The 24,716-nt window shown below is 42.2% G+C and carries 22 protein-coding genes and 1 tRNA gene; 16 read left to right on the plus strand and 7 right to left on the minus strand.

The annotated features are described in order from the left end of the window. Positions 1 to 91: 91 nt before the first annotated feature. From AC5JBY_RS30680 to AC5JBY_RS30715, 8 genes are all read left to right on the plus strand, one after another. Complete coding sequence (locus AC5JBY_RS30680; RefSeq protein ID WP_495908521.1) at positions 92 to 838, plus strand: hypothetical protein; 747 nt, start codon at positions 92 to 94, stop codon at positions 836 to 838. Positions 839 to 933: 95 nt separating this feature from the next. After that, positions 934 to 1,446 carry an RNA polymerase sigma factor gene (locus AC5JBY_RS30685; RefSeq protein ID WP_495908522.1) on the plus strand — a complete coding sequence of 171 codons (513 nt, stop codon included), beginning with the start codon at positions 934 to 936 and terminating at the stop codon, positions 1,444 to 1,446. Next, the gene (locus AC5JBY_RS30690) at positions 1,436 to 2,005 is read left to right on the plus strand and encodes a hypothetical protein (protein WP_495908523.1); all 570 of its coding nucleotides are present in this window, start codon (positions 1,436 to 1,438) and stop codon (positions 2,003 to 2,005) included. Before AC5JBY_RS30685 ends, AC5JBY_RS30690 begins: the two co-directional genes overlap by 11 nt. 520 nt (positions 2,006 to 2,525) lie before the next feature. Next, positions 2,526 to 3,467 carry a hypothetical protein gene (locus tag AC5JBY_RS30695; RefSeq protein WP_495908524.1) on the plus strand — a complete coding sequence of 314 codons (942 nt, stop codon included), beginning with the start codon at positions 2,526 to 2,528 and terminating at the stop codon, positions 3,465 to 3,467. Between the two features lie 124 nt (positions 3,468 to 3,591). Then, a tRNA-Pro gene (locus AC5JBY_RS30700) sits at positions 3,592 to 3,665 on the plus strand. 841 nt (positions 3,666 to 4,506) lie between these two features. Then, complete coding sequence (locus tag AC5JBY_RS30705) at positions 4,507 to 7,608, plus strand: ATP-binding protein (RefSeq protein ID WP_495908525.1); 3,102 nt, start codon at positions 4,507 to 4,509, stop codon at positions 7,606 to 7,608. A 3-nt stretch (positions 7,609 to 7,611) separates the two neighbouring features. Continuing rightward, complete coding sequence (locus AC5JBY_RS30710) at positions 7,612 to 8,862, plus strand: hypothetical protein (protein ID WP_495908526.1); 1,251 nt, start codon at positions 7,612 to 7,614, stop codon at positions 8,860 to 8,862. Between the two features lie 2 nt (positions 8,863 to 8,864). After that, entirely contained in the window at positions 8,865 to 10,313 is a 1,449-nt protein-coding gene (locus AC5JBY_RS30715) for a ComEC/Rec2 family competence protein (RefSeq protein WP_495908527.1), read from the plus strand. A 325-nt stretch (positions 10,314 to 10,638) separates the two neighbouring features. Here AC5JBY_RS30715 and AC5JBY_RS30720 read toward each other — a convergent pair whose 3' ends face one another. From AC5JBY_RS30720 to AC5JBY_RS30750, 7 genes are all read right to left on the minus strand, one after another. After that, on the minus strand, positions 10,639 to 11,244 hold the full coding sequence (locus AC5JBY_RS30720) for an N-acyl amino acid synthase FeeM domain-containing protein (RefSeq protein WP_495908528.1): 606 nt from the start codon (positions 11,242 to 11,244) through the stop codon (positions 10,639 to 10,641). Positions 11,245 to 11,449: 205 nt separating this feature from the next. Continuing rightward, positions 11,450 to 12,031 carry a hypothetical protein gene (locus tag AC5JBY_RS30725; protein WP_495908529.1) on the minus strand — a complete coding sequence of 194 codons (582 nt, stop codon included), beginning with the start codon at positions 12,029 to 12,031 and terminating at the stop codon, positions 11,450 to 11,452. 10 nt (positions 12,032 to 12,041) lie between these two features. Continuing rightward, the gene (locus tag AC5JBY_RS30730) at positions 12,042 to 12,575 is read right to left on the minus strand and encodes a hypothetical protein (protein WP_495908530.1); all 534 of its coding nucleotides are present in this window, start codon (positions 12,573 to 12,575) and stop codon (positions 12,042 to 12,044) included. 199 nt (positions 12,576 to 12,774) lie between these two features. Beyond that, positions 12,775 to 13,536, minus strand: a complete 762-nt coding sequence (locus AC5JBY_RS30735; RefSeq protein ID WP_495908531.1) for a hypothetical protein — start codon at positions 13,534 to 13,536, stop codon at positions 12,775 to 12,777. 169 nt (positions 13,537 to 13,705) lie between these two features. Then, positions 13,706 to 14,710, minus strand: coding sequence for a ComEC/Rec2 family competence protein (locus AC5JBY_RS30740; protein WP_495908532.1), 1,005 nt, complete (start codon positions 14,708 to 14,710; stop codon positions 13,706 to 13,708). Further along, on the minus strand, positions 14,700 to 15,776 hold the full coding sequence (locus AC5JBY_RS30745; protein WP_495908533.1) for a hypothetical protein: 1,077 nt from the start codon (positions 15,774 to 15,776) through the stop codon (positions 14,700 to 14,702). Before AC5JBY_RS30745 ends, AC5JBY_RS30740 begins: the two co-directional genes overlap by 11 nt. A 51-nt stretch (positions 15,777 to 15,827) precedes the next feature. After that, positions 15,828 to 16,244: a hypothetical protein gene (locus AC5JBY_RS30750; RefSeq protein ID WP_495908534.1), complete on the minus strand. Its 417-nt coding sequence runs from the start codon at positions 16,242 to 16,244 to the stop codon at positions 15,828 to 15,830. 543 nt (positions 16,245 to 16,787) lie between these two features. On the opposite strand from AC5JBY_RS30750, the gene AC5JBY_RS30755 reads away from it, so the two are divergent. From AC5JBY_RS30755 to AC5JBY_RS30790, 8 genes are all read left to right on the plus strand, one after another. Beyond that, positions 16,788 to 17,303 carry a UpxY family transcription antiterminator gene (locus AC5JBY_RS30755; RefSeq protein ID WP_495908535.1) on the plus strand — a complete coding sequence of 172 codons (516 nt, stop codon included), beginning with the start codon at positions 16,788 to 16,790 and terminating at the stop codon, positions 17,301 to 17,303. A 133-nt stretch (positions 17,304 to 17,436) separates the two neighbouring features. Beyond that, positions 17,437 to 18,984, plus strand: coding sequence for a phage tail sheath family protein (locus AC5JBY_RS30760; protein WP_495908536.1), 1,548 nt, complete (start codon positions 17,437 to 17,439; stop codon positions 18,982 to 18,984). Positions 18,985 to 19,003: 19 nt separating this feature from the next. Continuing rightward, positions 19,004 to 19,510, plus strand: a complete 507-nt coding sequence (locus AC5JBY_RS30765) for a phage tail protein (RefSeq protein WP_495908537.1) — start codon at positions 19,004 to 19,006, stop codon at positions 19,508 to 19,510. A gap of 23 nt (positions 19,511 to 19,533) precedes the next feature. Further along, positions 19,534 to 20,298 (plus strand): T4 family baseplate hub assembly chaperone, encoded by a 765-nt coding sequence (locus AC5JBY_RS30770; RefSeq protein WP_495908538.1) that lies wholly within the window; start codon positions 19,534 to 19,536, stop codon positions 20,296 to 20,298. Positions 20,299 to 20,302: 4 nt separating this feature from the next. Beyond that, the gene (locus AC5JBY_RS30775) at positions 20,303 to 21,109 is read left to right on the plus strand and encodes a hypothetical protein (RefSeq protein ID WP_495908539.1); all 807 of its coding nucleotides are present in this window, start codon (positions 20,303 to 20,305) and stop codon (positions 21,107 to 21,109) included. Between the two features lies 1 nt (position 21,110). Continuing rightward, positions 21,111 to 22,376 (plus strand): Pvc16 family protein, encoded by a 1,266-nt coding sequence (locus AC5JBY_RS30780; protein WP_495908540.1) that lies wholly within the window; start codon positions 21,111 to 21,113, stop codon positions 22,374 to 22,376. A 13-nt stretch (positions 22,377 to 22,389) separates the two neighbouring features. Then, complete coding sequence (locus AC5JBY_RS30785; RefSeq protein ID WP_495908541.1) at positions 22,390 to 24,483, plus strand: ATP-binding protein; 2,094 nt, start codon at positions 22,390 to 22,392, stop codon at positions 24,481 to 24,483. After that, positions 24,480 to 24,716, plus strand: coding sequence for a hypothetical protein (locus AC5JBY_RS30790; protein ID WP_495908542.1), 237 nt, complete (start codon positions 24,480 to 24,482; stop codon positions 24,714 to 24,716). The genes AC5JBY_RS30785 and AC5JBY_RS30790 overlap by 4 nt, the downstream gene beginning before the upstream one ends.

Genomic DNA, 24,716 nt, shown 5'->3' on the forward strand with positions numbered 1-24,716 from the left:
CTTCTTCGATGTCCCGGTTGAAAAATCTAAAGATAGCGGTCGCTGTTGGTTGTTTGAAAGAATAATGGGATTTTTAGATTAAAATCTCTTCATGTTGCAGGAAACGATCGAGCAGGCTTATCGTATTTTTAAGTATTACCCGGCTATCCGTCCGCTCGACGTGTGTACAGATTGCTGCATGGACCCGGCTGATGAAGAGCGGCTGGCCATCATGGCCGTAAGGCATATTCCGCATTCGTTGTTGATGGAATACAACGATGAAGCCAAGCCAGCCAAAACACGCATCGAGGAGGTAAAGCATTTTCTACCGAGGTACTTCGAGCTTATTGCCGACTTTCAATTTCCTTCTCACTCAACAGAGCTTTCTTTTTCCCGGCTTGCTCCATTCGACAAGCAGGAATGGACGGCTGATGAGCTTCAACTGCTCAGGGATTTTTCAATAGCGTTTTTTAAGAAATGCCTTAGTGTTTATCCTATTGCTTTTATGGAAAGGATCGATGCTATCCTTGTTATGTTTTGGAATGCCGGGTTCGATATCGATCCGCTTTTAGCCATTTGGGAAAAGAATGACTCTGTAAATGCAGTATTGCATTTTAAAGACCTCTATTTTCATGGTTTTGTTCAACACAACAGAACAAAGATGTATAGTCCGTTTGGGACTGATGAGCAGGCGACGAAGCTGATTGAATGGCTTGAAGGGAAGAACGTCCAGGCATTTTTTGCCGGCAGCATCGAGCAAATCCTTCTTGGGGAAAACCAATTGGAAACCGATGTCTTGAATGAGCTTGAACTGCTGTATGATATCCTTCGATCCGGGTCTTCGTCTTCTTATACATAGTGTGATTTGCTAATGCACTGCTGGTAATAAAAATCTTTTGCGGCCTGTAAGAATCTGTTCTTTTGCCGGTACTAATGGTATAAACAATCGTGTTTGTGACTGTTCCCGATCAACAATCTATTTTCGACCAGTGGCTTCATCAGCATAAGGCGCTCTTCTTTAAAGTGGTGCGTATGTATGCTTTCAACTCCATGGACCAGGATGACTTGTTTCAGGAGATCGCTATCCAGGTGTGGCATTCTGTGCCTTCGTTCAGGGGGGAGTCTGCCGTGTCTACCTGGCTTTATCGCATTGCTTTCAATACGGCTATCAAATGGTCGAAGCGGGAACGTAAGCACCGGCATGCTGCGGATTTCCCGGACGACACGTTGCCAGTGTTGCAGTCTACCGGTCCGCCCATAGAAGAGCGTCTTGCCTGGCTGTACGAGGAAATTGCCAGGCTCAATGAAGTAGACCGATCGCTCACGTTGTTGTTGCTGGAAGGGATGAGTTATAAAGAGATGAGCGCGATCCTCGGCATCACGGAATCCAATATCGGTGTGAAGATCAACCGGATCAAAAAGTACCTGATCGTTCAATCTAAAAAATCGTCTGTTTATGGAATTTGAAGATTTGCAAAAAATATGGCTGGCGGGTAATCAGGAGGCTGTATATGTGATCAATGAAAAAGCGCTGCACCATCGTATCACGGCTAAAAAGCATAAGGCTTTGCATATTGCCAATGTATCGGAACTGCTGCTGGTGGTAGTGAATATCGGCGCTGGTATTTTTGTTTCGGCAGTGAGTTATCAGCGTTCGAGTAATAATATCTTTCTGTATCTGATGGCAGGCTGGATGTTCTTAACGGCCGGGTACGCGCTGTGGCACCGCCTCCGGCGGCTGAGGTCACAGCCTGTGTATGACCGCTCTCTGCAACAGGAATTGCTACATGCGCTGGCGACGGCTACTTACCAGGTGCGGCTGTCGCAGCTGATGCGGCTGAATGTTATTCCTATCGGAGCGCTCACTGTGCTGGGGATATGGCAGGGGGATAAGCCAGTTTGGCTGGCCGTGGTAGTGCTACTTTTTTTTTGTGGGGCTTATTATTTCAGCGGATGGGAGCACAATTATTATAAAAGGCAGCAGCGGGAATTGGAGGGGTTGGTGGGGAAGTTGGCGGAAAGTTGAAAGGTTAACAGGTTGAAAAGTTGATAAGGTGCCGATGAGTTTACAAGTTCCGGGTTTCAACGTTTGCCTGGGGCAGTCAGGTTACCAAGGGAAAGTATAGTCATGACATTGAAAAATGAGTAAGTGGGCGGTCAACAAGGGCCGCCTTTTTTATGGGGCTGAGGGGACGATAACTATGTTGGAAAGAAAATGGGTAAGTGACGGGATGACAAGATGACTTTTAGCAGATGGCGAACAAGGGAATCAGGGATGACTGGAATGGGAAACGGGGATGACTGGGGATGGGGGGAGGTGCGGGGCAGAATCGGAGGAGATATTGAGGGGTTGAGGAGCTGGGTCCGGGTAAAGTCCGGATAAGGTCCGGATAACCTCCGGAAAAGGTCCGGATAAGGGTAGCTTTTTGAAGTTAATCCAGCTGTGTAAAGCTACTCGAAATAATCATTTTTTTGTATATTTATATGGGGCGTTAATGCCCCAATTATTCCAAAACCTATTGTAAAGCAATTAAAACTAATGCCTTATGGGAAAATCCATTTCCCCCATCTTCAAGTTCCAGGGAACTATTGGAGACCTTGTCTTTGTCAACAGCAAAGCGTACAAAAAACACGTCCGCGCCAGAAAGAACTCCAAAACTCCCTTTGTGTGGACTGCCAATTTCGCAGAAAACAATCAACGTCTTCATGCCTGTAATGACTTCGGCAGCCTGATTTTCCAGGCTTTGCGGCTGGAATCACATGACGGCATGCTGTGGAGCCGCATGGTGAAATTGCTGTTTGCCGGGTTAAAAGCCGGCGAGCCGCTGAGCCTGCAAAAGTTCAAAGATCTTGAATGTAATTTAACGCATCCGATGCATGATGTGATCGCCGGAACTTACGATTTTTCTGCAACGAGGGAGCAAAATGAACTGCACATCCGGGTGATGCTGGAGAAGCATCCGTTGGCGAAAGACTCGATGCCGCGGACGGGTTATCAACTTCGTATGGTAGCTATTTCCCGTGATCCGACGACCGGGGATGTTACTAAAAGAGACGCGTTAGGTCCGCTGACTCAATACGATTCGGCGCTGGAGGCTGTGAACCTGACCATTCCCCTCCCCTCGCCTGATGTGTCGTGTATATTGGTGATGGGCATTGTGCCGCATATGCGTAATGAAGGTCCTGTGCGGATCATGAGTGATTCGGGAATGAAAGTGGTGTGGGTGGATGAAGTGGTGATGCCGGAGGTTGAAAACATAAAGCCGGAAGTAGCAAGCCAGTTATCCGAGGCTGAAGGAAGAAAACCGGAAGTTGAGTGTCAACTATCTGAAGGTGGAAGTGTGAAGCTGCAAGTTGTCAATCCGCAACCGGAGGCTGATAGTCCGAAGCCGGAGGCGCCTATCCAGGCTTCAACAGGCAATACCGGTTATTGGCAAAATAGTACAGCCATGGGCATTGTGCATTTTGTTCCTTCTAAAAGCCGTTGAGGGTCAATAATTTTTCAACAAAATCCACTTGATCTCTGGAAATAAGAATTTTTGGTTTACATTTGCACCCCCGTTTGTAACTACTTGCTGTTGAAGCCGGTAGTTCATAAATTTGTAAAGGTTTCGGGACGTAGCGCAGCCCGGTAGCGCACTTGCATGGGGTGCAAGGGGTCGCTAGTTCGAATCTAGTCGTCCCGACTTTGAAAAAGCAGTTTCGTAAGAGGCTGCTTTTTTTCTATCTCTTTCCCAAAATAACTTCAGTTATAAGAATTTAATAAATCGCCCTTAACGTTAGCAATATACTATCCAATCAGGGTTACATGTTTCTCTATATCAAAAAGGGTGTTTTTCCCGTATTAACAGATTACTAAAAATGTTACTTTTCAATAAACCAACCCTTAAGCCTATGCCCTTCTACTTAAATACCTTGTAACAATCTACACCAGATACCTCACCCTGAGAAAGACATTCATAGATCCACTCATCGTCAACTTTTGCCAAAAGGCCATTTACTATGGATAATTATATTCATCTATTACAAGGGATGCAATTGCCTCTGGTTTTATTGATTATAATATATTGTTTTAACACAAAGGCGGCCACCAATATTGGTGAAATAAGAAATGACAATATTATAAGAGATCATTTATGGATGTTTATTGTTAATCCATTACGCTACATTGGTCTTGGCCTGTTCTTTAATTTGCTATATCTATCGTTCAGGGTCAATGTTTTCTTAAAACTCTTTCCAATTAACCTGCAAGATACAGCCATACTCGTTACCATTTTTGACATAACAACGACCTTCTTTCTTATCCTGTCATACATTATGTATATCACGAGGACTCCTGACAATACCCTATTTCAATATGATTCCAGAAAGATTGCTTCTATAAGAGCATCTCTTCTAATTATACTTATCATTATTACAGGAATCGTTTTATCCAGAAATTGGGGGAGAAGTTCGTTCATAGGCCTAAACCATACCTTTGATTATTCTGTCTTTAACTTCTTGGGATATTTGTTAGCAAGCTATTGTATGTTGAAGCTCCTTGCAATTCCAGGAGCAGAAATAAAAAGACCCTGGTCAAACAAATATTTAGCTGTCAGTTTTGCAATTTGGGCTCTATTACAATTCTTATTACCACTCAAACGCCTTTTTGATTTCAATGAGAAATCTATTCTGTTACTTGGATTTGGAACATCAACAATTGTGAAATTAGCTATTCTTTATGCTTTGTTCAAATATTATAATAACATAGCTAATGACGCTACGCTTAAACAGCGTAGAGAAAATATGGCGCTTAGAAAAAACAATCAGGATACAGATGAGTTACAATTCCTGATCAATGAAGTATCAGCACAAAAAACAACCCAAGATATCATCAAAGTGATTCTTAAGCATTTTACGTCGTCGAATGTTTTCAAATTTGACTACGCAATGTTTTCCTATGTAAATTATTTAGACCAAAGAATCGAATATAAATCAGGAAAAACCAATTTGAATTTTTTAAAAATAAACGATTGGGTATTGAGTGATGGAATTGCTTTGAATCACCATGATATTATGGCGCAAACTGTTCGAGACAAAAAAGTACACCATTTCTATGCGGACTTTATGAACGGCAAAAAAATAGACATAGAATCCCCTGAATCTCCTCTCAACAGAAATATATACATCACACACAAACACCTTAATTTAGACCGCTTTTTTATCCCTGTCCTCAAACTACCAACCACTATTAAAAAAGAAGCAGACGGCCCACAGTTTCAAGACGACAGAGTAACAGCATTGATTGAAATAGGTAATTGGCGCCCAGGAGAAGAAAGTAGCAAAAACAAACAATTCAACAATATAGGTCAATTAAATATATATATAGACAACTGTGCTCAATCGTATAGAAGAAGTGTAGAAGAAGAGATAGGCAAGGATATTCAAGAAATTATAACAAAATGCGATACCTCTAGTGAGGATGATTATAAAAAATATCTTACTTATCTAATTGAGGGAATCTGCACTTACATACATGCGGATTATGGATTAATATCTATTCTTCCGTATAACAACATTATCCAAGATTACGAAAAGCTATTTTTTCATTTCAATATCAATGACCACCAAATTGCAAGGTTAAAAAAAGTATTTCAAGAAGTAATCAGAGACAGAGAAGAAAATGAACAGACGATAGCACAATCGGCTAGTCACATTTGCGATAGAATTGCACATAACATAAGCATGTTACAAAAAACTCCAACATATAGAAAGATACCAATTTTCGCAGATGGCGCTACAGTTGGGAATATCTATATTTTTAGTAAGAAAGATATTTTTTTCAATGAAGATATAGAAATTGTTATCGATAAAATTAGAGAACCGATTTTCAAGCTTTATAATGAAAAGAAATTTCACGCAGCTGTAGCAGAATCTGTAAAACCTAACATCGCACTTACAGAGCCAGAAGAAAATATGCTGCCGATAATTTATTCTATTAGTGATTATTTTTTTACTCCCTATGTAAGTATATGGCTTAGAGTTTACCAACCCCACTCGAATAAAGAATATGTTCAAAAATATGCAACAAAAGAGCTGGAGCAAGGATGTCGTTATTATGGTAAAAAAACAATTATTATAGACGAATTTCCAGAAATAAGCGAATATGAATTTACAGAATTAGATACGGCTAATCCAACTGACAAAAACAACAACTTTCATGAGTTTGGAAAGAGAAATCACCTTAAGAGCTTTATTCACGTTCCTTTGGTTGCCAACATGCAGCAATATGGATTTATCAATATCTACTTTAAAAACGTAGCAAGAAGGCTATTTCTTGAAGATATCCAATTCTTACGACTGATAGCGACCAAAGGTTTAATGACAATCCAAATGCAGCAACTCGTATCCGGGTTTCGTGCTATTTCAGCCTCTTTTACTAAAAAAGATTTACAAAGTACTCTACAAATTATTAGTGATAAAGCGATGGAAGTATTGAATTCAGATCCGGTAATATTATTCAAAAGCGAAAACGCAACAGATGTTTATTTTAAAGACGTAACTTATTCAAACTACGACGACTTTAAAGACCCTATAATTCTCGAACTCTTCAAAAAGAGAGCAGGGCATGTTGATTTGGCAGAGCTTATAGTCAAAGAAGGAACTAAATATTTCAATACTGAATCTGAATATGTCGTATTCATGAATACCTACAAAAGAAGGTATGAGCGAACGCATTTCAAAGAAGATTTCTGGCACCGGGAGGACATAAAATCAATGGCTGCTATTCAATTAATGAACAAAATAAACGACAAGACAAAAGTTGTAGGTGTAATGTTTATCAATTTCAGAAAACAGGTCACATTCAACGAAGAAGCAAAAAAAGTCATACAAACATTTGCATCACTGGCAGCAGACGCAATCGAAAGTGGTTATATAGCAGAAAAAGAAAGACAATACTTTGTCCGTAACTATATGCTTGCTGCGGGTGTACAAGAAAGCATTTTAACAAGAGGTATGCTGCACAATGCTTCCAAATCTTTTACAGCCGTTGATGCAACATTCGACCTCTTACAGAGAAATGTCGATCGAAAGGAAATGCGTACACACATGCACACATTAGACACTGCAATAAACCAATTGCGAATACATTTTGAGCGCATTCATGAACTATATCGTCCAGACACATCATTAAAGATAAACTCTCATGACATTCGTAGAATTATGAATGAGCAGTTAGAAGTAATGGAGCAACGTTTTTCGGATAAGTTTATCAAAATAGAGCTTGAATATAATATAGCAACAGAAATTGAATGTGATGGAAAAGAATTGGCTCAAGTGTTTTACAACTTACTCAATAATTCGTACGAAGCAATGAAACCAAGAGGAACCTTACAGGTCAAAATATATCATCTGGATGAAAAAGATATTCAAATTGACATTATTGATGACGGGAGGGGTATTCCCAAAGACATATATGATGAAATAATGTTTCCTTTTGTTTCATCCAAAAGAGAAGAAGGTTCGGGGCTAGGACTTGCTATAAGCAGGATCAGGATTCTACAACATGGAGGGCATATAAGATATACCTCCAAACCTAAACGTACAATATTCACAATTATATTACCGATACACAACAAATCTATATGAATTATGATCACCAAAGACCAATTCCTTTTATACATAGAGGACAATGCGATACATAGACACCTAGCTAAAACAGCAATTACACAGAAACAATTTTCCAACCTTTTATTACCATCTTCTATAGTAGAATGCCAACAAATGATTTCCAGCAATAACAACATTTATCGAGCGTTGGTGGATTACAATTTAGATGAGTGGGTTGGAGAGAATTATGCTACTCCAATTGTGTTAGGAACTAAAGTAAGAATAGATGGCATTGAAGTAGCTGAATATGTTAACGAAATCTCTCCTGGCATTAATATTGAGCTATTTAGTTCAAGTGCAAAAGATTTACAAGACAAAGTAGACAAAAGGAATATCTCACCAAACATAAATGTGCTTAAAAAGCAACCTGGCACCAAACACTTGTATGACTATTGGCCTTCATATATTGATAGTCTTTTCCAACAAACATTAAAAATAAGGCCATTACATAAACCAGATACACACTTACCTATTGAAATTAAAATCTTTTTTGCCAAGCGACTACTTACTCCATATAATCAAGGTTCCACATTATGGAAAGTTGGACAATTTATTTGGCAAGTTGGAATAGACGAAGATTTACAAATCTGGGATTCAGATCAATTAGCATATAACAAAAACCTTATCGCAGACAATCCTTTACAGGAGTACTATGCCCGCTTTACACAGGACAATAATTTTCATGTAGAACAGCTTCATATTTATCAAGAAAACATTGATATCACAAGAAACAATGTAATCAATGATGAAATTCAACACCATGGTGTGCTGGAAAACAAATCATCTATCGAACGCATTACCACTGACCTAATTTTGGCACAGTACATAAGTAACCAATATCTGACTAAACAGATAGACGTTCATGAAGCAATTAACAGACTTAAAAAACTTTGCCCAGCTGTTCAGTTCGACAGTCAAAAAACTATATTCAAACAGCTATCCGCTAATAATGAATCTGTAAAACAAATAGAGGATATATATAAATTAATGAACTATTTTCATATAGCTGACTTCCCAAAGATTATCAATATTTACAGTGCAAGAGTTGACAGTATTGAAGGACATACAGCCTACGTCAAGTTTGAAAGTCTAGCTCCGGGAAAGAAAATACATAAACAGCCATTCAAATCCGAGTTATTAGCAAGCTTAGGCATGGTTAAAAACTCACGATTTGAATATACTGTTTTTGCACCTGTAGGTGGAGGAAGCGCTTCACACATCGAACCTAAATAAATATGCCAAAAATAAAAAGGCTCACTTCTATAAATGTACATCGCTTCGGCGAGAAGCTGCAGGTATTCCTTTTCAATGTAGGACAAGGGGATCATATCATGCTTAGGTTCCCATCTGGAGAATATGGAATCATCGATTTTCATTATTCAACAAATAGCGCTATACCAGAACCTCCCATATTAAGTTACTTCAAAGATCTAAAAGCAACTTTACCCAAAAATGAGTTTGATAAAATTGTCATTTCTTTTTTCTGCATCTCGCATACAGACAGCGATCACATCAAAGGAGTCGAAGAAACTATTCGTTGGTTTTATGATGAAGGAGTATTTATAAAAGATTTTTGGCTTGGAGCAGCCGAAAACGAAGCACAATTGAAATTATTTCTAAAAGACAAAATTGAAGAGATTATCAAAACGTCGTCTCTTGAAGAGCAGGATGCCGTCAATACTGATGCAGAAACTTACAAAACGCATCTAACCAGTTTTTTTACTTATGTACAAAAATGGGAAAAAGGAGAATTTCAGAATAAGCAATATGTCAACTTACAAGATCGGAAAGCCGAATATCTGGCCGAAATCAGGTCCTTAAGAATGCCTTGCTCACATCCTAACGTTAAGGCATATAATATGGGCCCTTTAAAAGATCATATTAAGGATTATATCAACAACATGAATCTCAATGTTATCAAGGACATTATCGGTGTACAAAGAAATGACGAACATATAGACACGAACCTTATATCACATATACTACGCATAAAATTCGGTCAAAACAACCTGCTCTTTGGGGGAGATACACATATTGATATTTGGGAATCTTGCCTGAGCAAATTTGAAAACGCAGAATATCCATTTCGAGAGGAGCAAGGAGATTGCAAATCCAGGTTTGTAAAGGTTAGCCATCACGGCTCAAAAAATTCAACAAGTATTGACCTTTGGCAAAGAATTCTGCACCCTAAACAACCAGTTTTCCTTGGGATATCAGCCGGTCGTCATCAAAGATGGAGACATCCTCATCCAGACACTATACATCACATTCGTTGCTACAGGAAAGATTGTCATATTTTCGCTACTAATGTTTGCGGATTATGCATGGCAGATGGAACCATGGAAAAAGAAATTCACGCCTGGTATGATGACTATATTGAATCCAACAATAAGAATATTAAAGAGCAAATGACAGAAGAAGAAAAGATAATAGCCTACGAATTCGCACAATATATGCCAGAGGAAAGCATTGTGAAACAAACAGAAATCGATAAGTGGGGCTTATTTGCCTATATATTCGAGATACCTGAAGGAGAACAAGAGGATATTACAGTAAGAGTAGCGTTGAGCAAAAACATACAGCCAGAAGAATGCTTCTATGATTTACACCATGCAAAACTTAGAAAGAATTGCATTAGAGACAAAAAAATCAAAAAATGGCGTAAAAAAGGGCGCCGAAGATAAACCATAGCACAAAACGAATGTATCCTGAGCTAAAATCGGGAGTCTAAAAGTTGAAGAGGTACCATTTTTTCATTTTTATTTGTGCCAATTATTATTGGCCGTAGTTTGTGGGAGTTTTTGAGAAAATCTGGAAATATTGACTGTTTTTTCAGGCTGTTGTAAATATTGTTGATATAAGCATAGACCAACACTTGAGTAACATCCGGGGAATTGTGTATACCCCGAAAAAAGCCAAGATGGCACCTCAATTACTTTTGAGATACCCTCTTATTTTCAGTCGGTATCCCGAGCCTGCCGACGGAAACATCAGCTTGGGCAACTTTGTTTAACAGGCTACATTCATTAACATCGAATTGGATGTGAATACGTAATTATCAATTTCCTCGTCTGTGAACCTGAAAATCTCTTCTTTACTCATAGCTACAGGAAGAAGGTCACTACACACTCCTGCCATCAGGACCATTTCCACATTGATGCCAGGGTATTTCCTGAGCGCTGAAATTGGCTCCAGGCCAAGAAAACGCTGGTATACAGGTACATGCTTAGGACGAACCGCTGTTATAATATAGTCACTGCTGAATTTTATTACATTGAGTATAATGAACCTAAACGGAAGCTTAAATAAATATTTGGAGTCAACTTTTTCGGGATGTATCACTAATCTATTAGATTCAATGATCATTTTATCCAGCCCTAGTTCTCTTTCAATATCTTCCCGGTAAACTTCAAAAGCCGGTGTCGGGAGATAATTGTGTTCTTTGCCGTAAATGCATGCCCTTGCAGATGCTACCGGCGTATTTCCCTCGTAAACGATACAAGTTTTCGTATTCGGCTGCAGGTCGTATTTGTCTTTAAATTCTGCCTCTGCATTTTCATCGATAGCGCCTGCATTTTTATAGGCAAGGTATCTTAGCTTGACTGCGTCCGACATTTTTTGCCTTGTTTCGCAAGGGTAAAGAGTAAACGGGTTGTTCATTGATGATTTTTTGGGTATTAGGGTAATTGTTGCTTGCAAAACAATCTATTACCTCCCTAAAATCATAAAAACAGGTGTAGACAAAACATAGACAGCATCAATAAATAATTTATTTTAATACTTATAGAGATAGTTATGAATTATTTACAAAGCAAGAGGGCTATTCAATTCTTTCACCAATTTCGTTCGATTTTGCGTCTACATTCTTTATCAATTCGTATTCGAATATTTTTGATGCATTAATTTCTTTAAAATCATCAATATAAAAAACAAACCGTTGATTCATAAATCGGCAAGGGAGATTTGCAATTCTTTTATCAATCATTTCATCTGTAAAGGTTTGGGGAATTCTCCATGTGACACCGTTTTCTAATTCCGGTTTATAATATGTCAGCCTAAGTCCTTTGAGGTATTTCTTTGTAGCCAACTTATCATTGATCCTGGTAATTATCAGATCATGCGGCCCATTATGCAGTCCAAGTTCGTAGCCCGTTAACCATTTTTCTATACTGAATGCACTTCCGGGTTGATGTAAATCGCCATGCACTTTTCCCACAATAAAGCCATAATAGGCACCCACAAGTACATTTTCCATACTTAGGGGATGAATATCTTTAAAAGGGATGTACCAGGCGATGTCCGTCTCAATTATTCTGTTCTCGTCAATTTCATATTCGCTGGTGTAGATTTTCTTTTCTTTAATAGCCTGTTTTACTTTTTCTTTTGCTTCTTCGAGATTCATATTGCTCAATTTACTTGTCACTTGTCAAATCAAATTGCAGTTTATCAGTTAGCATATTAAAGGATCTTTTGTTAAGGGGATCAAATAACCTGCCTTTACTCAGCAAAAGATATTTTGGCGGGGCTGGTGGTATCCATGATACCAGTTGTATTGGAGATACATAAATCTGGTCAGGCTTTCCTTTAAGCAATTGCTTATAGGTCATATAAATGGTATCACCGGATAAACGGTAGCTGCCAATACGAAAATTAATTCTTGCCCAGTCATATGGCTTATAGAAGATTTCATAAATCAATGTATGATTATCCCTAAATGTAAATACCAAAACATGGCCGTTATAATTGGTAGAATCGCAATAATACTCGTTTTTCAGTGCAGGAGCATTAAACTCTGCCGGCAATATATCACTTGAAGGCCCGGTATGTACAAATTTCCTGACAGAATCTATTTTTGATTTTACCGTAGCAGCAGAAGATGAATGCTGGGCTTTTGCAAAATTGCAAAGTAAGAATGCTACAATGGTTAAAAACTTATATCTCATCATTTATTGACAAGTTAACGCTTTAATTTAAAGACGATCGGTTGCCTTACAATGGCACGAGTCTTTGAATTTCCGTCAAATCTTTCAAATATTTATGGGAAATTGGCTCCAGTCAACCCGATAAACAATAAAACCCGCAGTGGCGCTGCGGGTTTTATTGTTTATCGGCGTCCGGAGTTACCCGGGCAAACAGATAATTGCTTTACTCCTTGAAATAATTGCTGGCGGATCGTGTTTTGTTTACCCAGCAACCGGTTTTGGCCCGCAATACATATTCGCTTAACCCTACTTCATGGCTACCAGGCGCCCAGTCGAAGGTATACCCTAACCTGGTCCATGGATAGTGGAAATCGGTGGCACCAGCAAGTGTATGATAATAGGCATATATTATATAGTTATTGAACCAGCTCGCGTAGGACGGGGCGGCATTGCTGATCAACACCTCATTGGCTGATGTAGCACGAATATCCGGATTGCCGGCCGGGCGCTGTAAACTATCAGTCGGAACCCATATTTCAGCAATATGCGTATTGGTATGGCTGTTTACGGGTGGCAGACCTAGTAACTGACAGATGCGTAACAAAGTATCTGAGCCTGCTTTAAAACTGCCGCCGATACGCATTTTCATTTGCTGGGGAATGAACAACCAGGCGTCTCCCCAGGTGGTGGTGATAGAATCGCCTTCCGGATAGCTGGAGGGGAAACGCATAAAAGTAGCCATCAAAACATATTGTTTGCCATTTACCGTTTTCCATTGCAACTTGTTGTTGGTATTCGAAACAGGCCACAATGTGTCGATCCTTTCTATGTTTTCGGTAATCATGGCATCAGCAATTGCATTGGCATACAGCTGGTTCATGTCTGTGACCGCAGGGAGATCTTTGTCTTTTTTACAACCTTCGAAAGCAATCAGTGATACTATAGCAAACAGGGTTATTACGTGTTGGCTGGTTAATGGTTTCATTCTTTGATTAATGTTACAAGGTTATTGGATGGTTTTTCTTTAAACAAAAGGCCTGTTATTGGCCTTCATATAACAATACACTATAATAACAACCTAAATGGTTAGTGGTACTAATGAATGGTGAACTTTATTTTGGAGTTTAGGCTCTCTTGTTAAGATGTGTTTGCATTTAGACTACCAAGGGAACTTCTATTATTAAATCATTTTCCCCAGCATCGATTAAATCGGAGTTTTCGTCATATTTTAAATTGGCTCTCCTCACCTCTTCGCTTGGATAGTTATTTGTTTCGCATACTTTAAAATCAAGATCCTGCAATTGCTTCGTAACACAAGGAGAAGGATGACCATACTTATTTTTCCCGACAGAAATTACAGCTACGCAATTGCCGCATTTTTTCAGAGCTTTCCAAAATTCAAGGTTAAAATTATTCCTAGATCCATGGTGAGGTACTTGTATGCCCAACAACTCCGATGATTGCAGGTTAACAACTGGATTTTGCATCAACCGGTTGAATGTATCCATTGTCGCATCCGACGTTAGCAGTGAATATCGATTTTTACTTTTAATCGCAATAATAGTTGAGAGCAGATTGGCATCAGCTGAATAAGGTTCGTTATCCTGATCAAGCCTGGCCTGTGTATTTGTGCGATAAAGTTTTTTTTCGTGCAAAGACGGGGAGTAGCAGCGTATCTCGAACTGGCTATGTAGTGGCAAAGGGTAACCATTACCTATGTCGACACCGTCTGGATCGTCACAAAGGCCTGCTTTACAATATTCATCTATCGCCATATTAATCCTTGCAATGGTCGTTTTGGAATAGGCTGGCAACAGCGGAAAACGGTAATCACAGGTATATGTATGAGCATACGTACCAATATGTATTTCATGGTCCTTAAGAAACTGAAAAAGTTGAATAGCTCCATCGTAATGATCTCTGTGTGGGTGTGAGAGTACGACAATAGTAATTTTAAATTTTATTTTTTTATACTCCAAATATCTTAAATAGGTAATCGCAGCGTTTTCGGCATATTCATCAATCTTACAATCGATGATCGCAAGGTATAAAACACCATCATGAAACGATTCAAGGAATATGGTATCGCCCTGCCCTACATTCCTGAAACGTATTTTAACCGTTGCTTCCGGGCTACTATGGATGGTATCATTTTCCAAGCTTCCTGATTTTATCTTCATAAATCTGCTCAAACGTTGATGCGTCGGCAGGCTTACCTTTTCTATACAATGCTATCTTCTTTCCTTTCAAGGTAATTGTAGCAATTTCAAATACAGTATTTGCAGCTATAGAAACATCTCCAATGGCCTGCCGGATAGGTTCTGTTTCAAATTTTCTCAGTTGAATAACCTTTTCCTTCTCATCGACTAACACGTCTGCGAGAAGCACATTGTCTTTTACATTTATTATTCTACATTTTTCAAATTTCGCATTGGCAATAATTTTACGTTCCTTTATCCGTTTCGAAATTATAATGGCCGCACCGATTACAGCGAGTAATGTCGCAGCCGTTACAGCCAACAGCGTATTATTTCTTGATTTTAGGGAATCTCTTATTAAGACGGTTTCCCGGCTCTCATATTGGGTCGTGACATCACGCAACTCCATTGAATCTCTTGCAGTCCGATGGTTGAAGTCTTCAAGTAAAGTATTTTTCAGGCTGTCCATACGTGCTTCCTGCAGTTTCAACCATGCATTTGAGTCTATGCCATTTTTTTCCGGCTTTAGGCTTAGCGCCTGTAGCAATGATACCGTATGCAAAGTTTCACCCAAGCTGTCTTTAAGCAAAGTCATTTTAAATTCCTGGCCTCGCATAGCTTGATCCTTTTCAGCGATATCCTTGTACAACTGGTCGATAGTTATAGAATTATTGCGTAGAATAGCCTCTGTATTGTTTAAAGTCTTCGTGAGGACGCTGATTTTAGTATTAAGAGAGTTAATGGAGTCTCGTTGATTACTACTAATTATCGCCAGGGCTTCTTGTAAAGCAGCGGTTTTAAAAGCCAGCCTGTTTATACTGTCGATCAGTTTTTTCTCAATCACAAGTTCAATATAGTTTCGCATGTTGACAGTCTCGGAATCACCCAGACTTCTCAGAAAACTATTGAGCTTTCTTTCCTGTTTTATCGTCAACGCTTTTTGGGCAAAGGTTTGACTTGAATATAAAAAAAATAGAATAAAGGGCGAAACAACCATCAAAAATCTATGAATCGAATATCTTTTCATGGTGCTTTGATTGAGTTGAAAGATCCCCACCAATGCTTAATTAATGATTCATTATAAGACAATACAAACAGCTAAGACAGCTGCAATGGTTAACAAAACCACAGTTATAATATAACCCCAAACTGGTCGTTTCTGACACGCTTCAACTTCCTCCCTTATTCCTAAAGCGACTTCGTATGGTTTAACTTTTTTTAAACCAGCATCTTGAATATCCAGATTTTGCTGTATCCACAAGCATGAATAAATAGACAAAACAATAATTGAAAGCATTAACACTAATGCATGAAACCATTCAAGCTTCCACTCCGACTTCTTGCTTGCAATGACAACTACTCCACCTACTATGCCTACCAAAATTGTGCTCACCCATGAAAATATCTTCCATGCTTTATCTCTTCGATACTCTATTTCTTTTCTGAGCATTTCGAGCGCGAATTTTTGTTTTTCGAAATTTGATTGAATATCCATTTTAAAATGTTTATTGCTAACCGAATTTATAAGCCTAAATTTATCAGCTATACCGTTTTTTCACCTTTTTTTGATTGTTGAATTAAGTTATAAAGCAATAGATGTATGGCTAACTGATGCCATCTTTCGTACTTTCAAATAGCTATATCATAAATGCCACCACTTTTTTAAATACCACTAAAGTAGTATTCTCAGTTCTCGCTTAATTTCTACATTTGACATATCTTTTACCGGGCTGATGAATTTTCAAAAGTATTTTTTGTAATTTAACGGCCCGAAAAGACCCGACTGTAACAATTACCCCAAACTCGCATTCCGTAGCATTCATTTATCAGTCACTCAAAGAGGTTACATTGAGTTAACAAGTGTGCACGTAATTTACACTTGATCTGTCCTCCACCCTATTGATGCAAATACTTAATCCAATCCTATAAGCAACTTGTTTCTAATTGGTTGAATCATCCATCTGTAGCAATTTATTTTAATCAGGATGTTTTTATGCAAAACATCGCCAGGAATGCTTAGTTCCTGCCTGAAACCTTTATGCACAATCAATTCGAATCATACAAGAAGTGGTATGTAGTTGTTGTCAAAAAGATAACCTACACGAAAGCGCAAGAGCTATTACAACGGATGGGCTATTCTTTCTACATGCCTATTCAAAAGCAATTACATTATTGGAGCGACCGGAAAAAATGGGTCAATGTACCCATTCTCAGACCGTATATTTTTCTCCTCACCAGTTTGAGTGATAGAAAACTACTGCATGAGACCAGCGACTTTTTCTACTTTCTAAAAACGGCCAGCGGACTGGCTACCTCCAGTGAAAGCGAGATCGAACACCTGAGAATGCTGTGTAATCACGAGCATTCTGTTTCTATACAACCAAGGCCCGTACAAAAGGGCGATCGGGTAGAAATCATTTCAGGCCCTTTATCGGGCATGCAAGGTTATACCTTTCAGGAATCGGGCAAACAACGTTTCCAAATGCATATCGAGAGCCTGGGACAGTTTGCCTGTATTGAAATTGAATCAAGCCGGCTTAGGGTTCTTTCTTAAGCCCATTTTATATTCGACATTTTACCAGTCGGTCACCTGCATTATGTGACTGTCTTTGGCGAAGCCGTGATATTCCTTCTAACAAGTGAGCTGAAACAATTATCTATAATCATTTATTGCTAAACATCAACTTATGGCAGTACAAACTTCTTATCCCGGTGTGTACGTTCAGGAAGTGCCAAGTGGGGTGCGCACCATTGCGGGTGTGAGTACCTCTACAACAATCTTTATAGGGGCGGCAGTATGGGGTCCAGTCAATGAGCCTGTATTGTGTCTTAACTATAGTGATTTTGACCGCACTTTCACCTCATCGGTTGCTCAGGGTGATCTGGCCAGGTCCGTCAGGCTGTTCTTTTTAAATGGCGGAACTAAATGCTATGTGATGCGTGTGGGCCGGGAGAATGATCTCACGCCCGCCAATAACGTGAGCACTTCTACCGTAACGCTCGATGATGCGGGTGCATTGGACACACTCATCATCAATGCGCGGTATCCCGGTGCGCTGGGCGATTCTGTCCGCGCGATCGTGGAACACCCTCCTACTTCTGCAACGGAATTCGATCTTACCTTGTTCCGGCTGGTTCCTAAACCATCGGGCGGGTTTGCAGAATCGGACAAGCAAACCTGGAAGGGGCTCAGCATGGACCCTGTTCATCCGCGTTATGCTTTGAAGTATGTGGATTATAAATGGGCTGTTCTTGACGCTCCTACTCCTGCCAACGTGAACCGTCCGGCTATAACGCCCGCCGGTCCGCCACCCGTTCCTGCTGCACTTACAACAGGCGGTGATGGTGTTGCGCTGGCGACCACCGATTATGATAGTGCATATATCATCATCGATAAAGAGGTTGATTTGTTTAACCTGATGGTATTGACCAGGAACAATACTGGCGCCACTTTGAGAAGTCTTTGGGGCAATGCCAGTGTATTCTGTCAGCAGAAGCGGGCCTTTTTATTGATGGACCCTGAAGATAGCTGGACTACTGTTCAAATAGCCACCAACAATCTTGTAGGGGTTAGTACGCTGCGCACCGGTCTCGTAAGTGATCACAGCGCGGTATATTATCCCAAGCTTATCGTGAATGAAAATGATACGCCGGTAGAAGTAGGCCCCAGTGGCGCTATTGCCGGCCTGATGGCGCGTATCGATTCCAGCCGTGGTGTGTGGAAAGCACCTGCGGGTACAGAAGCTGATATCAGGGGTATCAATGGTTTGGAGTATCGCTTTTCTGATGGAGAGAATGGTGTGTTGAACCCAAGAGCGGTGAATACGCTCCGAATATTCCCCAATGGTATTGTGAGCTGGGGCGCCAGGACTATGGACGGTGATGATGATTTCGGCAGTGAATACAAGTATGTTCCTATACGCCGCACGGCTTTATTCATCGAAGAAAGTTTGTACCGCGGTTTGAAATGGGTAGTGTTTGAGCCCAATGATGAACCTTTGTGGTCGCAGATACGGCTTAACGTCGGAGCGTTCATGCACGATCTGTTCCGTCAGGGAGCTTTTCAGGGGGCGACCAAACAGGAAGCTTATTTCGTGAAGTGTGACAGTGAAACGACTACGCAGAACGACATCAACCTTGGTGTTGTGAATGTGTGGGTAGGTTTCGCTCCGCTGAAACCAGCCGAGTTCGTGGTATTATACCTGCAGCAAATGACAGGTCAAATCCAGGTTTAACTTCTAAAATCAATCATCTATGGCAGTTCCGCAATTTGTGGTCAATGCTTATCGCTATGACCCTTACAAGAATTTCAAGTTTCGTGTGAAATGGGATGGCAGGTATGTGGCAGGCATCAGTAAAGTATCGGCGCTCAAACAATCCACCGAACCTATCACGCACCGGGAAGGTGGTGATCCAAGTACCGTGCGGGTAAATCCCGGCACCTGGAAATTCGAGCCTATCACGCTCGATCGTGGTGTGACGCATGATCCGGAGTTTGAGAACTGGGCTAAAAAGATATGGAGTGTGGAGGGGGATAGTGTTATTTCCCTGAAGGACTTCCGGAAAGATATCATCATTGAATTGCTCAATGAAGCTGGCCAGGTGGCAAAGGCTTACAAGATCTATCGTTGCTGGGTATCGAGCTACCAGGCGCTCGACGCGCTCGATGCGAATGCCAATGCTGTATTGTTCGAACAGATCGTGTTGCAGAATGAAGGATGGGAACGCGACGTCGAGGTACCTGAGCCTACTCAAAAATAACCGGCCAATAGTCAACTCTTATCATGGGCAATATTTTCGTGCCGTTACGGCTAACTCATAACGCCACTGGCCTTTTCCTGCATCCATTGCGGGGGTCCGATGAAATGTTGGTGGAAGATGTTTCCACCCGGACGGCCTTGTCGTTGCTGGAGAACATCGTTCACCGGGTGAACCCAGAAGTGACGACCGGCACTTTCAAGGTGGCGGATATCGTTACTGCCGACCGCGACAGGATCTTCGCTGCGTTGTACATGTCTATGTATGGCAATACAATTCAAAGTACGCTTACGTGCCGGCATTGCGGGTCGCCGTTCGATCTTGACTTTTCATTATCTTCTTTACTCGATCATTACCAGTTGTCGGCTGCCGGGTCGTCTGAAGGTGTTTATGAAATAGATCAGGACGGACGCTTCCGTTTGCCCACCGGCGCAGACGAGTTGTTGTTGACTGAATTTTCGGAGACAACGGCTGAAGACTTTTTGCTCTCGAGGTGCCTGATAAAAGGGGATATTAAAAAGATCGGTGGATTGGTGCAGGAAAAAATGGCTGAGATAGCACCCGTGCTGAATCTTGCCATGCAGGCGCACTGTCCCGAGTGTGGCACAGACCAGGAGGTGCATTTCGATATTCAAACTTTCTTCCTCACCCGGTTGAAGCAGGAATATCCGCAGCTCATCAGGGAGGTGCATCGCATTGCGAGCAAGTATCACTGGAGTGCTGATACTATTCTCAACCTGCCTCGTCATCTGCGGAAGCAATATGTTCTCCTGATCGAATCTGAACTTTAAATGCATGGGTAATTATTTTGCTCAAATAGCTGCACGCAATGTGGTGAGTGATCAGCCCATGCTGGCTCCTGCTCATTCACCTATCGAGAAGGTGTTGGATGATCCGTTCGATCGATCTGCCCCTGATACAATGGACACTGCTCAACCCAGGGAAGATAGCCGCTCGGCATCGAGTATTTCTTCGCGTATGGGAAAGGATGTACCAGGACAGGTGCAACCCGTGAAAGAGAATATCACTGATGCCACCGCTTCTCCTTTTATAAAGCCTGTGTATCTTTCGAAATACATCGAGCGTAATCAGGGCTCACCAGGGAATGTTTACCATAAGGGCGCAACAACTCCTCAACCTGCTACTGACAGAACTGGTGCAGCGTTGGAGCGTAAGGTTCCCCTAACACCTGATACAATCCATCCGTCCGTAAAAACGGCAGGCGCACAACAAGCGACAGACCAGACAACGATCAAGCCTATTCAGCAAGGGGTGATTGAAGGAGAAGCTTCTCAACAGCAACCCATTGTTTTACTACAACCCATCGAGTCCATACAGGAGAAGGTTTCGCTCTCTCCTGCTCTTTCCCCTAATCAGGCTACGGCAGCGCCCGTGTTCCTTCAGCCTCCTGTGCCGATGGAATCTCCAGAGCCTCTACAAAAAGAAAAACCGTTGCCTTCTCTGGTGATCGGCAAGATCACTGTAGAGATCGTGCCGGCTCAAAAACCGGTGAACAAAATCATTAACCAGGTGATAAAGTCTCAGCCTTCGCCTACTTCTACTCCACGCAGTAAGTTTGGTTTCGGGCTGGGTCAATTATGATATGGATTATACTTCTTTAACAGAGATCACCAGAACGATCGTCACTTTATTGCAAAATGCCATCGATCCGGGGCTTACTGTAAGGGTGTTGCCCGAGTTGCTGCGCAATACTGAGCTGGGCGTTGGTTTTTATTTATTTCATGTGCAGGAAAGTGCGCATTATAAAAATTACCCTGCCCCGGGCAAAGACAGTCCGGCCGTGAGTTATACACCCATGGCTTTAAACTTGTTTTACCAGCTCTCGGCCAACTGGCGAGAGGGTGAGCAGGAGGATGCTTATGAAGAGCAGCGGCTGATGTCTGTTGCCATGAAAACGCTGCATGATCATCCTGTGCTCACTTCCACCAATCCGGGTGGCAAGAAAATAAATATCAAGATCACACTGCAAACGCTTACGCCCAGTGAATCGGTTCAGTACTGGGCAGCGGCTGAATCGCCCGTAAGGCTCTCTGCTTATTATGAAGTGTCGGCTATTTTCCTCGAGCCAGAGAAGCCGAAATCATATGCGGGTCGCGTGTTGACGTATGGCAATTATGTTTTCCCCATCAACCTGCCACAGCTTACCAGCAGCGAATCGGTGATCGTGTATACCGTGCCTGGAGAAATCACTCCAAGGCAGGTGTTCGCTTCTCCGGCTCAGGTGACTCCTGCGAATGCATTGCCTGCTACGGAACTCAGTAAGTTGTTGCTAAAAGGTACCGGACTCGGTGGCGGCACATTTGAATTACTCATCCTCCATCCACGCTGGGCAGAGCCTGCTGTTGCCAATGCTGTGGATTGGCAACTTGTACGGACGGCCGATCATACCATAGCGGCCACCGTACGGGAAAATGCAACGCTAAAAACGGCTTTAACTCCCGTCGATATATTGCCTGGCCTGTATGGAGCACAGGTATCTTTAACAGTTACCCGTGCTACTTCGGCCGGCATCAAAACTTTTGTTCAAAACTCGAATCAATTTCCTTTTCTCGTTGCGCCGCGCATCAACAGCGTGGCTCCCGCTGCGGGCGTCGGTGGGGACACGTTCATCGTGAACGTATACATTGTGCAGCACCCTGACTTATTGCCGGGAGATGTGCAGGTGTTTTTAGGTGAAGACCAGTTGTTGTACAGACCTGGTGGCGCGCTCAATCCCGGTGAATTTAAAATAACGGCTGCCAACGTCGTGGAGTTAAGGGCGCCGGCGGTACTTGCTACCGGACTTGTGCCTGTAAGAATACTCATCAACGGCGTGGAATCGGCCCCCAACTGGATAACAGGCTTATAAAATATTCATCAACGTGATCGACATCATAGACCAAATTGTCAATTCCAATCGTGCAGCAGAGCCGGTAACGGAGCAGCATCTCGTGTTGCAAAAGATACGGCTGCTTTCGCGCCGGCGTATTGCCTGGCTCCGGAAGATATGGGCGGAAACGCTACAAAACGGGAACAGGGAATTTACAGCTCATATTGAAGTGGATGGTTACCTGGCCCAGATAGATGATCCTGTTCGTGAACAGCAATGGATGGAGCAGGACCCGGCGATGCAGGAACTGGGCAAAGCCATCCGTGCAACAGACAGTGCGCTTGCTTCGGTTACCGGATCGAGGCTGCTGATGCTTGCGCGGATATTTGGACTGGATCAAGCTGAACTGCATCTTTTGCAAACTTGTTTTGCGCTCGCCATCGACCCCGATCTTGGCAAGGTGTTTATGTATATGCAGGACCATAGTGGCAGAAGCTATGTGACAGAAACACTCGTATCTAAATTGTTTGATCACAGGCAGCCCGGCTGGTTTCGTCCGGCTTCTCCTTTGCGGGCCTGGAGCCTGATCAGGGAAATAGCTGGCAGTAATGGCGAGCCTGACCGTATAGAGTGTGATCCATTTATCAAGAACTGGTTATTGGGGTATAATGATATGGGCGAGCCGTTATCCGCTGCAGCCAAGTTGCAGGCTCCGCAGCAAGCGCTCGCTGACTGGCCTATAAAGAAAACGGTTGAGCATGTAAAGCGGATACTATCTGAAGACAGGCATCAACGGGTGCGTGTTCACGTGACCGGCGCGGAAGGTTCCGGCAGAAAAACCTTTGCCGCTATTGTTTGTCAATCGCTGGGCTTTGGGCTGATCGGTATCGATATAAATCAGGCAGCCGAGCATCGCCAGCAACTGCTTTATCTGCAGGCTCAACGATATGCATTTCTCACTAATACTGTTCCGGCCTGGTACCGGTCGGACGGAGAAGAAATAATTCCTTCTACTACTATTGATTCATTTGCGTTGCAATTTTTCATTGGCTCATTGGGCAATCATCTTCCTCCTGATCCATCGTTCATCGATATACGGGTGGAGATCCCTGTCATCAAGTTTGATGAAAGGATGTCTTTGTGGAAGCAATGGGTGCCGCAATCTATGACCTGGCCTCCGGGGGAACTGCATGAAATGGTGGAGAAGTATCAATCTACCGTTGGACAGATCGTTTCGCTGGGGCGTAAAAAGTGTAACTCTATCGCTGAGGCTTACGAAGCTTTGAAGCAGGATGCTGCGCATCGTCTTGGAAAACTGGCTCAACTTAATAATGGTTCTTTTACATGGGATGACCTTGTAGTGAGTGATACTGTAAAGGACACCATCGAGGACTTTACTTTTGAAGCTACTGAACGGGTCCATTTCTGGGAGCAGTTTGCGGCGCAACGGCTTTTCCCGCAGGGACGAAGCCTGATCGCTTTATTTACCGGCAGCCCGGGTACCGGCAAGACCATGGCTGCGCAGGTGATCGCTTCCACGCTTAAGCTCGATCTTTTTAGGGTGGACTTATCGGCTGTTGTGAGCAAGTACATCGGTGAAAGTTCGAAAAACCTGGAGCGCATCTTATCGCAGGCCAGGTCGATGGATATTGTGTTGTTGTTTGATGAGGCGGACGCATTGTTTGGCAAAAGAACGGACGTGAAGGATGCGAATGACCGGTATGCCAATACAGACACGAATTACTTATTGCAGGCCATCGAGCAATACCCCGGCATCGTTATTTTATCGAGCAACCGGAAATCGAATGTAGATCCTGCTTTTATACGCCGGTTCCGTTATGTGGTAGATTTTCAGAAGCCCGATTCTTCTCAACGTCTTCAATTGTGGCGTTCCATCATTCAGCAGCTTGCAGGTGACAGAGCCGTGCTGATGTTGCATGGTGACCTACGGGTATTTTCCGAGTTGCTGGAAATGACAGGGGCGCAGATCAAACAGGCCGTTTTATCGGCCATCTTCATGACGAGGAAAGAAAAAGCGGCTTTACATACTTCGCATTTGTTGCGTGCCGTGGAACGGGAATTGGTGAAGGAAGGAAAAAGCATGAACAAAGAGCTTCAACAGCACTTCAACTGGTTTTATTCATGATCCAGATCGATGAAATGGTATTGCGTGTGCCGGGCATGGCGGAAGATGAAGCCAGCCGGTTTGGCGTGGAGGTGGCGCAGCGTGTTGCGAATGCGTTACCAACTGATATCACGCAATGCAACGTATTCGAACTGCAGGTGAAAATAAATGAATCGTCTATTGCTCCGGGTATCTCTATGGCTGAGGCTGTTGCCGAGCAGATCATACGGCAGATAAAAATGTATTCTTTGTAA

The organism is Paraflavitalea sp., from assembly GCF_059502485.1.

Bases quoted from the DNA above. Each gene is read 5' to 3' on its own strand.
- AC5JBY_RS30745 (WP_495908533.1), bottom strand. From the start codon at position 15,776: ATGAAAAGATATTCGATTCATAGATTTTTGATGGTTGTTTCGCCCTTT.
- AC5JBY_RS30725 (WP_495908529.1), bottom strand. From the start codon at position 12,031: ATGAATCTCGAAGAAGCAAAAGAAAAAGTAAAACAGGCTATTAAAGAA.
- AC5JBY_RS30720 (WP_495908528.1), bottom strand. From the start codon at position 11,244: ATGTCGGACGCAGTCAAGCTAAGATACCTTGCCTATAAAAATGCAGGC.
- AC5JBY_RS30715 (WP_495908527.1), top strand. From the start codon at position 8,865: ATGCCAAAAATAAAAAGGCTCACTTCTATAAATGTACATCGCTTCGGC.
- AC5JBY_RS30730 (WP_495908530.1), bottom strand. From the start codon at position 12,575: ATGATGAGATATAAGTTTTTAACCATTGTAGCATTCTTACTTTGCAAT.
- AC5JBY_RS30760 (WP_495908536.1), top strand. From the start codon at position 17,437: ATGGCAGTACAAACTTCTTATCCCGGTGTGTACGTTCAGGAAGTGCCA.
- AC5JBY_RS30750 (WP_495908534.1), bottom strand. From the start codon at position 16,244: ATGGATATTCAATCAAATTTCGAAAAACAAAAATTCGCGCTCGAAATG.
- AC5JBY_RS30695 (WP_495908524.1), top strand. From the start codon at position 2,526: ATGGGAAAATCCATTTCCCCCATCTTCAAGTTCCAGGGAACTATTGGA.
- AC5JBY_RS30780 (WP_495908540.1), top strand. From the start codon at position 21,111: ATGGATTATACTTCTTTAACAGAGATCACCAGAACGATCGTCACTTTA.
- AC5JBY_RS30770 (WP_495908538.1), top strand. From the start codon at position 19,534: ATGGGCAATATTTTCGTGCCGTTACGGCTAACTCATAACGCCACTGGC.
- AC5JBY_RS30680 (WP_495908521.1), top strand. From the start codon at position 92: ATGTTGCAGGAAACGATCGAGCAGGCTTATCGTATTTTTAAGTATTAC.
- AC5JBY_RS30735 (WP_495908531.1), bottom strand. From the start codon at position 13,536: ATGAAACCATTAACCAGCCAACACGTAATAACCCTGTTTGCTATAGTA.
- AC5JBY_RS30690 (WP_495908523.1), top strand. From the start codon at position 1,436: ATGGAATTTGAAGATTTGCAAAAAATATGGCTGGCGGGTAATCAGGAG.
- AC5JBY_RS30765 (WP_495908537.1), top strand. From the start codon at position 19,004: ATGGCAGTTCCGCAATTTGTGGTCAATGCTTATCGCTATGACCCTTAC.
- AC5JBY_RS30705 (WP_495908525.1), top strand. From the start codon at position 4,507: ATGTTGAAGCTCCTTGCAATTCCAGGAGCAGAAATAAAAAGACCCTGG.
- AC5JBY_RS30710 (WP_495908526.1), top strand. From the start codon at position 7,612: ATGATCACCAAAGACCAATTCCTTTTATACATAGAGGACAATGCGATA.
- AC5JBY_RS30790 (WP_495908542.1), top strand. From the start codon at position 24,480: ATGATCCAGATCGATGAAATGGTATTGCGTGTGCCGGGCATGGCGGAA.
- AC5JBY_RS30775 (WP_495908539.1), top strand. From the start codon at position 20,303: ATGGGTAATTATTTTGCTCAAATAGCTGCACGCAATGTGGTGAGTGAT.
- AC5JBY_RS30755 (WP_495908535.1), top strand. From the start codon at position 16,788: ATGCACAATCAATTCGAATCATACAAGAAGTGGTATGTAGTTGTTGTC.